Annotated in this window: 12 protein-coding genes; 1 reads left to right on the top strand and 11 read right to left on the bottom strand. The window is 59.6% G+C overall.

Annotated elements, in window-relative coordinates; all coding sequences use genetic code 11:
• The first annotated feature begins 52 nt into the window (after positions 1 to 52).
• Positions 53 to 1,546, top strand: coding sequence for a sensor domain-containing diguanylate cyclase (locus PSH94_RS04655; protein WP_181078539.1), 1,494 nt, complete (start codon positions 53 to 55; stop codon positions 1,544 to 1,546).
• A gap of 63 nt (positions 1,547 to 1,609) precedes the next feature.
• Here PSH94_RS04655 and PSH94_RS04650 read toward each other — a convergent pair whose 3' ends face one another.
• From PSH94_RS04650 to murD, 11 genes are all read right to left on the bottom strand, one after another.
• A complete protein-coding gene (locus PSH94_RS04650) occupies positions 1,610 to 2,623 on the bottom strand; it encodes a hypothetical protein (RefSeq protein ID WP_305436623.1) in 1,014 nt (337 codons plus the stop codon).
• Positions 2,616 to 3,089, bottom strand: a complete 474-nt coding sequence (locus PSH94_RS04645; protein ID WP_253510526.1) for a type III secretion system chaperone — start codon at positions 3,087 to 3,089, stop codon at positions 2,616 to 2,618. The genes PSH94_RS04650 and PSH94_RS04645 overlap by 8 nt, the downstream gene beginning before the upstream one ends.
• Before the next feature lie 352 nt (positions 3,090 to 3,441).
• Positions 3,442 to 4,353, bottom strand: a complete 912-nt coding sequence (gene lpxC, locus PSH94_RS04640; protein WP_003171886.1) for a UDP-3-O-acyl-N-acetylglucosamine deacetylase — start codon at positions 4,351 to 4,353, stop codon at positions 3,442 to 3,444.
• A gap of 112 nt (positions 4,354 to 4,465) precedes the next feature.
• Complete coding sequence (gene ftsZ, locus PSH94_RS04635; protein ID WP_266247976.1) at positions 4,466 to 5,662, bottom strand: cell division protein FtsZ; 1,197 nt, start codon at positions 5,660 to 5,662, stop codon at positions 4,466 to 4,468.
• Positions 5,663 to 5,779: 117 nt separating this feature from the next.
• Complete coding sequence (ftsA, locus tag PSH94_RS04630) at positions 5,780 to 7,042, bottom strand: cell division protein FtsA (protein ID WP_253510525.1); 1,263 nt, start codon at positions 7,040 to 7,042, stop codon at positions 5,780 to 5,782.
• 15 nt (positions 7,043 to 7,057) lie between these two features.
• Positions 7,058 to 7,927, bottom strand: coding sequence for a cell division protein FtsQ/DivIB (locus tag PSH94_RS04625; RefSeq protein ID WP_181078548.1), 870 nt, complete (start codon positions 7,925 to 7,927; stop codon positions 7,058 to 7,060).
• Between the two features lie 4 nt (positions 7,928 to 7,931).
• Positions 7,932 to 8,888 carry a D-alanine--D-alanine ligase gene (locus PSH94_RS04620; protein ID WP_305436620.1) on the bottom strand — a complete coding sequence of 319 codons (957 nt, stop codon included), beginning with the start codon at positions 8,886 to 8,888 and terminating at the stop codon, positions 7,932 to 7,934.
• Positions 8,885 to 10,333 (bottom strand): UDP-N-acetylmuramate--L-alanine ligase, encoded by a 1,449-nt coding sequence (gene murC / locus PSH94_RS04615; RefSeq protein WP_181078552.1) that lies wholly within the window; start codon positions 10,331 to 10,333, stop codon positions 8,885 to 8,887. Before murC ends, PSH94_RS04620 begins: the two co-directional genes overlap by 4 nt.
• Positions 10,326 to 11,396, bottom strand: coding sequence for an undecaprenyldiphospho-muramoylpentapeptide beta-N-acetylglucosaminyltransferase (gene murG, locus PSH94_RS04610; protein ID WP_253510523.1), 1,071 nt, complete (start codon positions 11,394 to 11,396; stop codon positions 10,326 to 10,328). The genes murC and murG overlap by 8 nt, the downstream gene beginning before the upstream one ends.
• A complete protein-coding gene (gene ftsW / locus PSH94_RS04605; protein WP_370694743.1) occupies positions 11,386 to 12,609 on the bottom strand; it encodes a putative lipid II flippase FtsW in 1,224 nt (407 codons plus the stop codon). Before ftsW ends, murG begins: the two co-directional genes overlap by 11 nt.
• Positions 12,606 to 13,952 (bottom strand): UDP-N-acetylmuramoyl-L-alanine--D-glutamate ligase, encoded by a 1,347-nt coding sequence (murD, locus tag PSH94_RS04600; RefSeq protein WP_305436618.1) that lies wholly within the window; start codon positions 13,950 to 13,952, stop codon positions 12,606 to 12,608. The genes ftsW and murD overlap by 4 nt, the downstream gene beginning before the upstream one ends.
• Positions 13,953 to 13,954 lie beyond the last annotated feature (2 nt).

The following is a 13,954-nucleotide window of genomic DNA, read 5'->3' as shown; positions in this document are numbered from 1 at the left end:
TTTCATCGGGTAGAACTAAACTGCCAGCATCTATCTCGCTGAAGTCTGCCCGATGAGTCAACGCCGTGTTCGTCCCCCGCCAGCACACCCGGAATTGCTGCTGCTCCTGGGCAGCGGCCTGACCGTCGTCCTGATCGTCATCATCGTCGCGGCCTTACTGGTTCGCGAACATGCCAGTACGCTGCAGGCGGCTACGCGCTCGACCACGAACATTGCCCAACTGATCAACGCCGATGCGCTGCGTAACGTCGAGCTCTACGACCTGGCTCTCAAGGGGCTGATTGCGGCCAGGCAGCGCGAGGACCTGGCCAAGGTCGATGCGAACATTCAGCATCTGCTGCAGTTTGACTTGGCCACCGCCGCGCCCTTCAAGGGTGAAGTGCTGATGCTCGATGCCCATGGCACGGTGATCGCCGACTCGTCGACCCTGCAACCCACCGCGCGCAATTTTGCCGACCGCGACTATTTCCAGGCCCATGTGAATAACCCTCAAGCCGGGCTGTTTATCAGCCGGCCGTTCAGGGTGCACTGCGAGTGCGATCAGGTCTGGCGCATGGCCTTCAGCCGCCGTGTATCAGGACCCAATGGCGAGTTTACCGGGGTGGCGGTGGCGACCATGCGCCTGGCGTACTTCGACCAGTTGTTCAATACCCTCACCATCGGCAACGGCAGCAGCGTCAATCTGCTCAACAATCGCGGCATTCTACTGGCCCAGCAACCGTTGCTCGAACGCGACATGATCGACAAGGACCTGAGCGAACGCCCGAACTTCAAGCGCATCCTGCGCGAAGGCAGCGGCAGCTTTCAGGCCGTCTCGGCCATCACCGGCAAGGAACGGCTGTATACATTCACCACCGTGGGCGACCTGCCGCTGATTGTGGTGGTGGCGTTGTCCCGCGAAGATGTGTTCGCCCCTTGGAAACGCGCCGCGCTGCTCACCAGCGGTGCCACCGGCATTCTGTGCGTCGGTTTGCTGTGGCTGACCTGGATGCTGCGTCGCGAGCTGCGACGTCGCTATCGCGCGGAGCGAGTGCTGTCAGAACTGGCAGCCACCGACCCCCTGACCGGCCTGGCCAACCGCCGCGTCCTGGACGAACGCCTGCGCCAGGAATGGGACCGCGCCCAACGCTCGACCGAAGCGCTGACCCTGCTGATGATTGACGTAGACCACTTCAAAGCCTTCAACGACCGCCACGGTCACAGCGGCGGCGACGAGGCCTTGCGCGCCGTGGCCCAGGTCATCGGCGACAATATCCGCCGCCCGGCTGACCTCGCGGCGCGCTACGGCGGTGAAGAATTCGCGGTGGTGCTGCCCCATACCGACGCCAAGGGCGCGATGGTCATCGCCGAGCACATCCGCAGCAGCGTCGAACGCTTGCCACGGGCGGCAGGCAGCGAAGGGCCGATTACCGTGAGTATCGGCATGAGTACCTGGGACAAACGCAACCGCCAATCCCTGGAAGCGCTGCTGCTTAGTGCGGACCAGGCGTTGTATGAGGCCAAGCATGGCGGACGTAATCGTATAGTCGATGCAATCCGCCATTGAGACGATCGCGCGCAGTGAGCGCAGAAAGCTTTATCGACGTCTGTAGAGTATTGGCTGACTCACTTACAATTTACCTGTCTTATCATCTTTTTTGACGGCCGCCTCCATGTAGCTATCCGAGAAAAAGTGCCTCGCAACTTTTATCTCAGGACGATACAAGCCGTTAATCAACTTATTCATATGTTCTTCCCCTGTGCCCGCCAGCAGACGTTTACTTGATTCCGGCGGTAACTTGCGCAGATCCTTGATAATCGACAGTCCGATTCCCGCTTTCATGTCATCCCCGGAAAATACGGTCTGGAAAGGTTCCAGCTTTCGCCTGGAAATATCCTTAAATTCGCCTTGCGTCAGCGGTTCGATATGCCGTTCAAGATACGGTGTTTGCGCAAACCTCATTTCTACCAAACTCACCCACGCAGCATCCTTGAACGCCGGGCTTTCAAAGTCAAAACGAAAGGTAGTTCCGCCAAAACGACTGCTTGGTTTTTTTGGCTCGCCTCCCGCTTCCAAGGCAAAAAATACAAAATCGTCATTGCCGAGAATCTTAATATCTTCTTGGGGAGAGTTCTCCGTATTAAAAATGATATTACGATCAATCAATTTTTGACGTGAAAACAAGCCGACGCTACCATCGTCGCGTTTTACCGGAGCTCCAGTACTATGCGTCGCATATAACGAACTTTCGAAATAGTTATTCAAAAATTGCTTCTCATCCGGAGTTAGTGCACCCAACTCATTTCGAAGATTGCGCAGGTTAGTCTTAGAAAGACCATCGACATAAGTTTTTTCCGAAGAGACAGGAACGGTGTTCCATAGCGTTCCATTTTTTATCATCCGCTCGTGGGACTTCCCGCTGATAAATTGGCGTATTCCTTTGGTTATCTGGCGAGCGGCTACATCTTCATTCATGGTAGGCCGGTCGCTTGATGAATAAGGTTTAGCGATACCGTTACCGATTCCCACGTCTGCTTTCGCAAACATACGTTCTATATGATTACCCTGCAAAACGCCTTCATTTCCGGCGTGTTTAGCATAATCAATCAAACCAGGGGTCTTGATCTGGCTGATACTAGGCATAGTGAGCACCACCGAGACGAAGGAATTGATGATGGGCCGGGGCAGGTATAACCCGAGCTGAATTCAGAGTGCGTGTGTCAAACATATATGAACTTTCCAAAACCCAATCGATAAGGGCATTCAACTTCTCGCTAAGTCGTTTGGGCGACACATCACCCTCTACAATATGGCTCATTGCCAACAGCGCTGTGGATGCACTATTGAATCCGACCACAGGGATATGTTCGTGCAAGAAACCCATCTGACGTTCAAATAGCAAGCGGTACCAGCTGTCCATTTCCAAGCCATCTATCGCAACATGGGGAAATTCGCAAATCAGGCTGATACAGCCTTGAGCCCGATTATCATAAATCGCCAACTTCATGCCTTCTATCTTCATTTGGCACATCTGGCACTCATCAAACTTAAGATCAGGCAGACCAATCTGATCACCGAACAGCTTTAAAACAGCGTCATTTTTTTTCATACTCTACAAACTCCAGCCAAAGCACGAAACTCATAGCGTACAACCCACTGCGCCAATAATGCCGAGTAACTACCGACAAAAATATCGATACCAACAGCCTTGAAAATAGAAACATAGTCATAACTCCGAAACTGGCCAACATCATTATCAGAGCATCCATGCCAAGCTTCGGAGGAAACACTACACTAGGAACTCTCAAATTCCGACTCAGGAAAAATGTAAAATCTTTGCCAGAAAATTCTATAACGCTGAATGGAACGTATCCTTTCTGAATAACCACCCAGGTTTTTACGAGACGAAAAAAAGGCCACCCGAAGGCAGCCTTTAAAAACTAAAGAAAGAGAGTTGTTACTTACACCGCCGCAACGGGACGCATGTAAGAGATCGGTGCGGTGCTGGCATCTTCGAAGGTCACGACTTCCCAAGCATCTGTCTGCTCAATCAACTTGCGCAGCAGCTGGTTGTTAAGGGCGTGGCCCGACTTGAAGCCTTTGAACTCGCCTATCAGGCTATTGCCCAGCAGGTAGAGGTCACCGATTGCATCGAGGATCTTGTGCTTCACGAATTCGTCTTCATAGCGAAGGCCGTCTTCGTTCAGTACACCATCCGCGTCGACCACGATGGCGTTTTCAACGCTGCCGCCGAGTGCGAGGTTGTGCTTGCGCAGGTACTCGATGTCACTCATGAAACCAAAGGTACGGGCGCGGCTGACTTCTTTAACGAACGAAGTGCTGGAAAAATCCACGCTTGCACTTTGGGTGCGGTCACGGAATACCGGGTGATCGAAATCGATCTCAAAGCTCACTTTAAAGCCTTCGAACGGGACGAAGGTGGCGCGCTTGTCGCCGTCTTCTACTGTCACTTCCCGCAGAATGCGAATGAACTTCTTGGCTGCGTCCTGTTCTTCCAGGCCGGCAGATTGAATCAGGAATACGAAGGGTCCAGCGCTGCCATCCATGATCGGGACTTCGGACGCGGAGAGCTCGACGTAGGCGTTATCGATGCCCAAACCGGCCATGGCCGAGAGCAAGTGCTCCACCGTGTCCACTTTGACGTCACCGTTGACCAAAGTGGTCGACATAGTGGTTTCGCCAACGTTTTCCGCGCGAGCAGGTATCTGCACCACAGGGTCCAGGTCGGCACGCACAAACACGATGCCGGTGTCGACAGGTGCAGGCTTGAGGGTCAGGTAGACCTTTTCCCCGGAGTGCAGACCTACACCTGTGGCACGAATAATATTCTTCAGGGTGCGTTGTTTAATCATGGCTTGGACCGCTTCAGCGCAAATTGCGAACTGGTATCAACAAAGGCTGGCGATAATAGCAGACCAGACCTTTGCTGAACACCAATCACCTTCATAGCCCTGATACATTCCATTAATCGGCCTGACGACGCAGGAATGCCGGGATGTCCAGGTAGTCCAGGTCATCTTGCGGATTCGGGCTACGGGACGCTGCAGCACCGGCCTGAGCCTGGTTGCGCATCACAGTCGGACGATCCAGGTCGCGGTAGTTCACCGACGGCAGCTCCTGACGCGCAGGGGCTGGAGCGGCGGTGGCCTGACTGGCCTGGCTACCGTGCAGGGTATTGTCGATCACCTTCACAGGCTTCTCGATCTTGGCACCCAGGCCGGTGGCAACTACGGTGACATGCAGCTCATCGCGCATATCCGGATCGATAACGGTACCGACCTTGACCATGGCGTGCTCGGAAGCGAAGGCTTCGATGATGCTACCCACGTCGGAGTACTCACCCAGGGACAGGTCAGGACCGGCGGTGATGTTCACCAGAATGCCGCGTGCGCCTTGCAGGTTCACGTCTTCGAGCAGCGGGTTGCGGATGGCCGCTTCGGTGGCTTCGCGTGCACGGTTCGGACCGCTGGCGCAGCCGGTACCCATCATCGCCATGCCCATTTCGCTCATCACGGTACGTACGTCGGCAAAGTCGACGTTGATCATGCCTGGGCGCTTGATGATGTCGGAGATACCGCGAACGGCACCGGCCAGTACGTCGTCAGCCTTGGCGAAGGCGGACAGCAGGCTCGCGTCCTTGCCCAGGATGGTCAGCAGTTTCTCGTTGGGAATGGTGATCAACGAGTCGACGCTTTCAGACAGCAGACGGATGCCTTCGTCGGCGATCTGCATGCGCTTGCGACCTTCGAACGGGAACGGACGGGTCACGACCGCAACCGTCAGAATCCCCATTTCCTTGGCCACTTCGGCAATGATCGGCGCTGCACCGGTACCGGTACCGCCGCCCATGCCAGTGGTGATGAACACCATGTTGGTGCCCTGCAGCACTTCGGCAATACGCTCGCGGTCTTCCAGGGCCGCTTGACGGCCGACTTCCGGATTGGCGCCGGCGCCGAGGCCTTTGGTCACCGCGGTGCCCAATTGCAGGATGGTGCGCGCGCCGATGCTTTTCAGCGCCTGGGCATCAGTGTTGGCGCAGATGAATTCAACGCCTTCAATGTTGCTCTTGACCATATGGTTGACAGCGTTGCCGCCGCCACCGCCGACACCGATCACTTTGATGACCGGGCTGGCGGGGATGTTGTCTACGAGTTCGAACATGTTCCCTCTCCTTTCATTTTCTCTAGTTTTTTCGCCTACTGCTTTACAGCAGCTCCAAGTTGCAAGCCATGAGCTGCAAACTTGAAGCTTGTAACTTGTCGCTTGAAGCCAACTTCGTCAGAAGTTCCCTTTTACCCAAGCCTGCAACCGCTCGAACAACGGCGCCTTGGCCTCGTCGTCGCTGCGATAGCTGTCTCGGTTGCTCGGGCCCGACAGGGAAATGCCGTCGGTCTGCTTTTGCAGTCCGTACAACAGCAAGCCCACACCGGTGGAATAAATCGGGTTGCGCACCACGTCGCCCAGGCCCTTCACGCCATGAGGCACGCCCAGACGCACCGGCATATGGAAGATTTCCTCGGCCAGTTCGACCGCGCCTTCCATCTTCGAGGTGCCACCGGTCAGCACGATGCCGGCCGGGATCAAATCTTCGTAGCCGCTGCGGCGCAGCTCAGCCTGGATCAGGGTGAACAGTTCGTCGTAGCGTGGCTCGACCACTTCGGCCAGGGCCTGGCGCGACAGTTCGCGCGGTGGACGATCGCCCACGCTCGGCACCTTGATGGTTTCGCCGGCGCCGGCCAGTTTGGCCAGGGCGCAGGCGTAACGGATCTTGATTTCTTCGGCGTACTGAGTCGGCGTGCGCAGTGCCATGGCGATGTCGTTGGTGACCTGGTCGCCGGCAATCGGGATCACGGCAGTGTGACGGATCGCACCTTCGGTGAAGATCGCGATATCGGTGGTGCCGCCGCCGATATCCACCAGGCAGACGCCCAGTTCTTTTTCGTCGTCGGTCAGCACCGAGTAGGCCGAGGCCAGTTGCTCAAGGATGATGTCATCGATTTCCAGGCCGCAACGGCGCACGCACTTCTCGATGTTCTGCGCGGCGTTGACCGCACAAGTCACCACATGGACCTTGGCTTCCAGACGTACGCCCGACATGCCCAGCGGCTCGCGAACGCCTTCCTGGTTATCGATCACGTAATCCTGCGGCAGGGTGTGCAGCACGCGCTGGTCAGCCGGGATCGCCACGGCCTGGGCGGCGTCAAGCACGCGCTCAAGGTCGGCCGAGCTGACTTCGCGGTCGCGGATCGCCACGATGCCGTGGGAGTTCAGGCTGCGGATATGGTTGCCGGCCACGCCGACGAACGCCGAGTGGATTCGGCAACCAGCCATCAGCTGCGCTTCTTCGATGGCGCGCTGGATCGATTGCACGGTGGACTCGATGTTGACCACCACGCCCTTCTTCAGGCCCCGGGACGGATGCGTGCCAATACCGACGATTTCGATCGCGCCGTCTTCCCCGACCTCGCCCACCAGCGCCACCACCTTGGAGGTGCCGATATCGAGACCGACGATCATTTTGCCGCTTTGCACGTTTGCCATGGGTCCTGCCTCTTCTTAATTCTTCGCGACAGCGGGTTGCGCTGCCGTGGGCGCAGCCGGTTCACGCCAGCCGACGGCAAGGCCGTTGGCGTAACGCAGGTCGACGCTCGCAATGTTCGTAATCTGTTCTTTCAAGGTTTTGTCGTAGATGGCAATAAAGCGGCGCATCTTCTCCACCAAGCGGTCGCGTCCCAGCAACAACTGGATGCCCGGGCCGGAACTGCCTGCCCCGGTTGTCAAAAACCAGCTGCCCCGTTCACGCAGTTCCAGGCGCGCAATGGAGAAGCCCAGTGGCCGCAGCATCTGGCTCAAGGCCTGGTACTGCTGCATCACTTGCTGCTGCGCCCGCTGCGGCCCGAACAGCTGCGGCAGGTGCTCGTAGTTGGCCAGCTCACGCGGGGTGAACGCCTGGCCCTGGTTGTTCAACAGCGCCTCGTCGCCCCAACGGGCCACCGGCAGTTGTTCTTCCAGGCGGATCGTCACCTGGTCAGGCCATACACGCCGCACTTCGGCATGAGCGATCCAAGGCATCTGCTCCAGCTCCCGGCGCATGCCGGCCAGGTCGATGGTGAAGAAGCTCGCCGCCAGGAACGGGCCGATGCGCTGCTGCACCGCCTGCTGGCTGATGTAGCTCAGGTCGCCCTGCACGCTGATTTTGGTAATCGGGCGGTCGGCGTATGGCAATAGACGCTGCGCGCCTTCGTAAGTGCCGAAGCCCAACACTACCAGCAACACCGGCCAGAACAGCGCCTTGAGGAAACCGAAATTGGCTTTCGGCAGGCGCGCCGACATCGGCTCTTTAGCCACCATGCGACTGGCACCCCGGGGCACCGGCTTGCGGCTCGGTGCGTGTGGGGGCTGATGACGAAGCGATGCGCCTTTCATGGAGTTAGCCTCTTGGCTCAATACTGGCGGCCAGGATAGCCAGCACCAACTGCTGGAAATCCAGGCCGGCGGCACGGGCGGCCATCGGTACCAGGCTGTGGTCGGTCATCCCCGGTGCGGTGTTGACTTCAAGAAACCAGAAGTTGCCCTGGTCATCCTGCATCACGTCTGCCCGCGCCCAACCGGCGATACCGAGCGCCTCACAGGCTTTCGCCGTGAGGTCCATCAATTCCTGTTCTTTGTTTGCGTCGAGGCCGCACGGAATCCGGTACTGCGTATCGCAAGCCACGTACTTGGCGTCGTAGTCGTAAAACGTGTGGGGCGTGCCCAGGGCGATGGGCGGCAATACCTGGCCACGCAGGGTGGCGATGGTGTACTCGGGACCGGAAATCCACTGTTCCACCAACACTTGCGAATCGTAGGTACTTGCCGCTTTCCATGCGTCGATCAATTCGGCGGCCGAGTTCACTTTAGCCATGCCGATACTGGAGCCTTCATGGGCAGGTTTGACGATCAAAGGCAGGCCCAGTTCCTTGGCTGCAGAAATACAATCGTCTTCGCTGCACAGAACACTGTGACGCGGGGTGGGAATACCCAGGCTGTGCCATACCTGCTTGGTGCGCAATTTGTCCATCGCCAGCGCCGAGGCCAGGATGCCACTGCCGGTATAAGGAATACCGGCGCACTCCAACAGGCCCTGCATGCTGCCGTCTTCACCGCCGCGGCCGTGCAGGATGATAAAGGCGCGGTCGATTTTTTCCGCTTGCAGACGCGCGAGGAAATCATCGCCCACGTCGATCCCGAACGCATTCACGCCGGCACTTTGCAGCGCGTCGAGCACGGCGTTGCCGGACTTGAGCGACACTTCGCGCTCGGCGCTCTTGCCGCCGAACAATACGGCCACGCGGCCGAAGTCGGCTGGCGCGATTGTCGAAAACAGGGAGCCGTAGTCAGCAGTCATTTCGACGCTCCCTTCTTGGCGGCTGCAAACAGCGGGCTCGCCAGCAACTTAGGCGCAAGGCCGCCGATATCACCGGCGCCCTGGCACAGCAGGATATCGCCGGCACGCAGCAGCGGCTTGACGATCGGCGCCAGGTCCACGCCACGCTCGATATAGATAGGGTCCAACTGGCCCCGCTGACGGATGCTGTTGCACAGCTTGCGGCTGTCGGCGCCCGGGATCGGCTCTTCACCGGCCGGGTAGACCTCCATCAGCAGCAGCACGTTGGCATCGGCCAGCACATTGACGAAATCGTCGTACAGGTCGCGAGTACGGCTGTAGCGGTGCGGTTGGTAGACCATCACCAGGCGGCGCTCCGGCCAGCCGCCGCGCACGGCCTTGATCACGGCGGCAACTTCGGTCGGGTGATGCCCGTAGTCGTCCACCAGCATCACGTCGCCACCGTCTACCGGCAGTTGCCCGTAGACCTGGAAGCGTCGGCCCACACCGGCAAAGCGCGACAGCCCTTCGACGATGGCTTCATCGCTGACGCCTTCATCGGAAGCGATGCAAATGGTTGCCAGGGAGTTCAATACGTTGTGGTTGCCCGGCATGTTCACCGACACGTCCAACGGCTCACGATCCGGACGCAGCACGGTGAAATAGGTCTGCATGCCTTCCTGACGCACATTGATCGCACGCACGTCGGCGTCTTCGCTGAAGCCGTAGGTGACGGTCGGACGCTTGACCAGCGGCAGGATCTCGCGCACCACCGGGTCGTCCAGGCACACCACCGCCAGCCCGTAGAACGGCAGGTTGTGCAGGAACTCGACGAAGGTTTTCTTCAATTTGTTGAAGTCGCCGTCGTAGGTCGCCATGTGGTCGGCATCGATGTTGGTGACCACGGCCACCAACGGCTGCAGGTGCAGGAAGCTGGCATCGCTTTCGTCGGCTTCGGCGATCAGGTAGCGGCTGGTGCCCAGCTGTGCATTGGTGCCGGCTGCATTCAGGCGGCCACCGATCACGAACGTCGGGTCCAGGCCACCGGCGGCGAACACCGAGGCGATCAGGCTGGTGGTAGTGGTCTTGCCATGGGTACCGGCGACGGCGATGCCGTGGCGGTAGCGCATCAGCTCGGCGAGCATCTCGGCACGTGGCACCACCGGAATACGGCGCTCAAGGGCGGTTGCCACTTCCGGGTTGGAGGTGTTCACGGCGCTGGACACCACCAGCACGTCGGCCTCGGCGGCGTTCTCGGCACGGTGGCCGATAAAGATCTGCGCTCCGAAGGACTTGAGGCGGTCGGTGACCAGGGATTCTTTCAAGTCCGAACCGGATACCTGATAGCCCAGGTTGAGCAACACTTCGGCAATGCCGCACATGCCCACGCCGCCGATACCGACGAAGTGGATGCGACGGATGCGGCGCATTTCCGGCTGTGGCATGGCTTTCTGATTCTCAACCATGGGCCACCTCCAGGCAGATATCGACCACGGTGCGGGTTGCTTCAGGTTTGGCCAGGCGGCTTGCGGTGCTCGCCATGCTGTTGAGTCGTTCCGGTTGCATCAAAACCTCGGTCAGGCGTGCGGCCAAATCGGCGGCGCCAGTCGTTCTTTGCGGCAGCAGGAAGGCAGCGCCCTCCCCGGCCAAATATTCGGCGTTGCGGGTCTGGTGATCGTCGATCGCATGGGGCAAAGGCACCAGCAAGGACGGCAGACCGGCGGCGGCCAGTTCACTGACGGTCAGCGCGCCAGCGCGACAGACCACCAGGTCGGCCCAGCCATAGGCTTGGGCCATGTCTTTGATGAAAGGCTGTACATTGGCCTCCACACCGGCTTCGCGGTAACGCGCAGCGGTGACTTCATCGTGGTTTTTGCCGGCCTGGTGGAAGATCTCCGGACGCAGGTCCAACGGCAGTTGCGCCACGGCTTCGGGCAGCAATTTGTTCAGCGGTTCAGCGCCCAGGCTTCCGCCCAGGATCAACAGGTGCGCCTTGCGCCCGGCCAATGCAGCGCGGGCGATGCCCATGAACAATTCGGTGCGCACCGGGTTGCCGGTGGTGCGACGTTTGCTCGACAAGCCAAAGGTGTTCGGGAACGCTTCACATACCCGCGCGGCCAGCGGCACCAACAGACGGTTGGCGGTGCCGGCCACAGCATTCTGTTCGTGCACGATCACCGGCACACCGGCCAGCCTGGCCGCAACGCCGCCGGGGCCGGTCACGTAACCGCCAAAGCCGAGCACACACACTGGCTTCAACTCACGAATGACCTTGCGCGCCTGCCACACCGCTTTGAGCAACACAAACGGCGCCTTGAGCAGCGACAACTTGCCCTTGCCACGCAGGCCGGTGACGTTGATCAGGTGCAGCGGTAATCCGGCGTTTGGCACCAGTTCATTCTCGATGCCGCGCGGCGTACCCAGCCAGTGCACGCTGTAGCCACGGTTCTGGAATTCCCGCGCACACGCCAGCGCCGGGAACACGTGCCCCCCGGTGCCGCCTGCCATGATCAGCACATTAGCGCCCATGGGTCGGCTCCTCGGCGAAGTCGCTTTCGCTGAATTCCATCTCTTCGCTGCCCAGGTGGGTGCGACTCTCCCACTCGATGCGCAGCAACAGGCCCAGGCAGATGCAGCAAATCACCAACGAACTGCCACCGTAACTGAGGAATGGCAGGGTCAGCCCCTTGGTCGGCAGACGCCCGACATTCACTCCGACGTTGATAAGGAACTGACCGATCCAAAGGAATGCCAGCCCGTAAGCCACGTAGGCGGCAAAGAACTGCTTGGCTTTCTCGGCCCATAGGCCTATGTAAAGGGCCCTCACGCAGACGAACACAAAGAGCGCTACCGTGCACAGCGAGCCCACGACACCCAGCTCTTCGGCAAGCACCGAGAATACGAAGTCAGTATGGGCTTCAGGCAGGTAGAACTGTTTCTGCACGCTGTTGCCCAGCCCGACACCGAACCAGCCGCCTCGACCAAAAGCAATCAGCGCCTGGGTCAACTGGTAACCGGCACCAAACTGATCGGACCAGGGATCGGTGAAGGTAATCAAGCGTGCCATCCGATAGGGTTGCGCCAGAACCAGCAGATAAACCGCAACAACCGCCAGCACCACCATCAACGCGAATCGCAACAGCCCAACACCGCCAAGAAACAGCATCGCCGCCGCCGCGCCCATCATTACTACCGTTGCGCCAAAATCCGGCTCCATCAGCAACAGACCGGCCATGGGTAGCAGCACGATGAATGGCTTGAAGAACCCCATCCAACTCTCGCGCACTTCCTTCTGACGTCGCACCAGATAGCCAGCCAGGTAGATCACCACGAACACCTTGGCGATTTCCGATGGCTGCACGTTGAACGCGCCGAAACCGATCCAGCGCATCGAGCCGTTCACCTCGCGACCGATGCCCGGCAGGATCACCATCACCAGCAAGCCGAACGCGCCGATCAGCATCAACCAGCCCAGGCGCTGCCAAGTGGCGATGGGGATCATCATGGTCACAATGCAGGAACCGATACCGATCAGCAGATACACCAGGTGACGGATCATCATGTACAGCGTATTGCCCGATTGCACGGCAGCCACTTCGGAAGAGGCCGAGGTAATCATCACCAGGCCCAGGCCCAGCAGCGCCAGACCGGCGGCGAGCATTGCGAAGTCAAGGTCGATACCGCGCCCGGTAATAATCGGCGACGGGTACGGCTTGATGATGTTTCTCAGGTTCAGATTCATGCCAAGGCCTCCACGGCGCGAGCGAACAGCTGGCCGCGCTCTTCGTAGTTCTTGAACATGTCCAGGCTGGCACAGGCCGGCGACAGCAGTACGGCGTCACCGGGTTGGGCCAGGGTTTTGCCTTGCATCACGGCTTCGTCCAGGGAGGCCACGCGAATCTGCGGCACCGCGTCACCGAGGGCGGCGGCGATCAGCTCGGCATCACGCCCCATCAACACCACCGCGCGGCAATGTACGGCGACCGGCGCCTTGAGATCCTTGAAGTCGGCGCCCTTGCCGTCGCCACCGGCGATCAGCACCAGCTTGCCGTCGATATCGGCGCCAAGGCCTTCGATGGCGGCCAGCGCGGCGCCCACATTGGTGGCCTTGGAATCGTTGTAATAGCTCACGCCATCCAGGTCACGCACCCATTGGCAGCGGTGCTCAAGCCCGGCGAACGTGCGCAGGGTCGACAGCATCGCATCGAACGGCAAGCCGACGGCATGCCCCAAGGCCAGGGCCGCGAGGGCGTTTGACTGGTTGTGGGCGCCACGGATTTTCAACTCGCGCACCGGCATCAGGTTCTGGAATTCGAAGGCCAGGTATTTCTCGCCGTTCTCTTCGCGAATGCCGAAAGCCTTGAAGTCCGGTTTGCCCAGGCCGAAGGTCCAGCACGGCAGGCCCTCGCCCATCAGCGGACGGCTCAAGGCATCCTGACGGTTGACCACCACTTGCCTGGCACCGCGGAAAATCCGGTGCTTGGCCAGGTGATACGCCGGCAGGCCGCTGTAGCGGTCCATGTGGTCTTCACTCACGTTCAACACAGTGGCCACTTCGGCGCCGAGGTCGTGGGTGGTCTCCAGCTGGAAGCTCGACAGTTCCATCACGTACAGCTCGACATCATCGCTGAGCAGGTCGAGCGCCGGGGTGCCGAGGTTGCCACCCACGGCCACGCGCTTGCCGGCCGCAGCCGCCATGTCGCCGACCAGGGTGGTCACGGTGCTTTTGGCATTGGAGCCGCTGATGGCCACGATCGGCGCCTTGGCATTGCGCGCAAACAGGTCGATGTCGCCTGACAGCTTCACGCCACGGGCCGCGGCGGCTTGCAGGGCCGGCGTGGACAAGGCCAGGCCGGGGCTCACATAAAGCTCGTCGGCACGACACAGAAACTCGACATCCAGCTCGCCACAACGCACTTCCACGTGCGGGTAGTCACGGCGCAGCGTGACCAGCTCCGGTGGATTTTCCCGCGTATCGGCCACGGCGAACGACGTGCCGCGGTTCGCCAGGAAGCGAACCAGGGACATGCCGCTCTTGCCGAGGCCGACAACGATGCGGAAGTGGTCTGAAGCGATCAGGGACACTC

The organism is Pseudomonas sp. FP2254, from assembly GCF_030687695.1.
In the GTDB taxonomy this organism is placed as follows: Bacteria; Pseudomonadota; Gammaproteobacteria; order Pseudomonadales; family Pseudomonadaceae; genus Aquipseudomonas; species Aquipseudomonas quebecensis.
This window is presented reverse-complemented; position numbering and strand designations above follow the sequence as displayed.

Coding starts and splice junctions, on each gene's coding strand:
- murG (WP_253510523.1), bottom strand. CDS start 11,396: ATGGGCGCTAATGTGCTGATCATGGCAGGCGGCACCGGGGGGCACGTG.
- ftsA (WP_253510525.1), bottom strand. CDS start 7,042: ATGGCAAACGTGCAAAGCGGCAAAATGATCGTCGGTCTCGATATCGGC.
- ftsW (WP_370694743.1), bottom strand. CDS start 12,609: ATGAATCTGAACCTGAGAAACATCATCAAGCCGTACCCGTCGCCGATT.
- PSH94_RS04620 (WP_305436620.1), bottom strand. CDS start 8,888: ATGACTGCTGACTACGGCTCCCTGTTTTCGACAATCGCGCCAGCCGAC.
- PSH94_RS04655 (WP_181078539.1), top strand. CDS start 53: ATGAGTCAACGCCGTGTTCGTCCCCCGCCAGCACACCCGGAATTGCTG.
- PSH94_RS04625 (WP_181078548.1), bottom strand. CDS start 7,927: ATGAAAGGCGCATCGCTTCGTCATCAGCCCCCACACGCACCGAGCCGC.
- ftsZ (WP_266247976.1), bottom strand. CDS start 5,662: ATGTTCGAACTCGTAGACAACATCCCCGCCAGCCCGGTCATCAAAGTG.
- murC (WP_181078552.1), bottom strand. CDS start 10,333: ATGGTTGAGAATCAGAAAGCCATGCCACAGCCGGAAATGCGCCGCATC.
- PSH94_RS04650 (WP_305436623.1), bottom strand. CDS start 2,623: ATGCCTAGTATCAGCCAGATCAAGACCCCTGGTTTGATTGATTATGCT.
- lpxC (WP_003171886.1), bottom strand. CDS start 4,353: ATGATTAAACAACGCACCCTGAAGAATATTATTCGTGCCACAGGTGTA.
- PSH94_RS04645 (WP_253510526.1), bottom strand. CDS start 3,089: ATGAAAAAAAATGACGCTGTTTTAAAGCTGTTCGGTGATCAGATTGGT.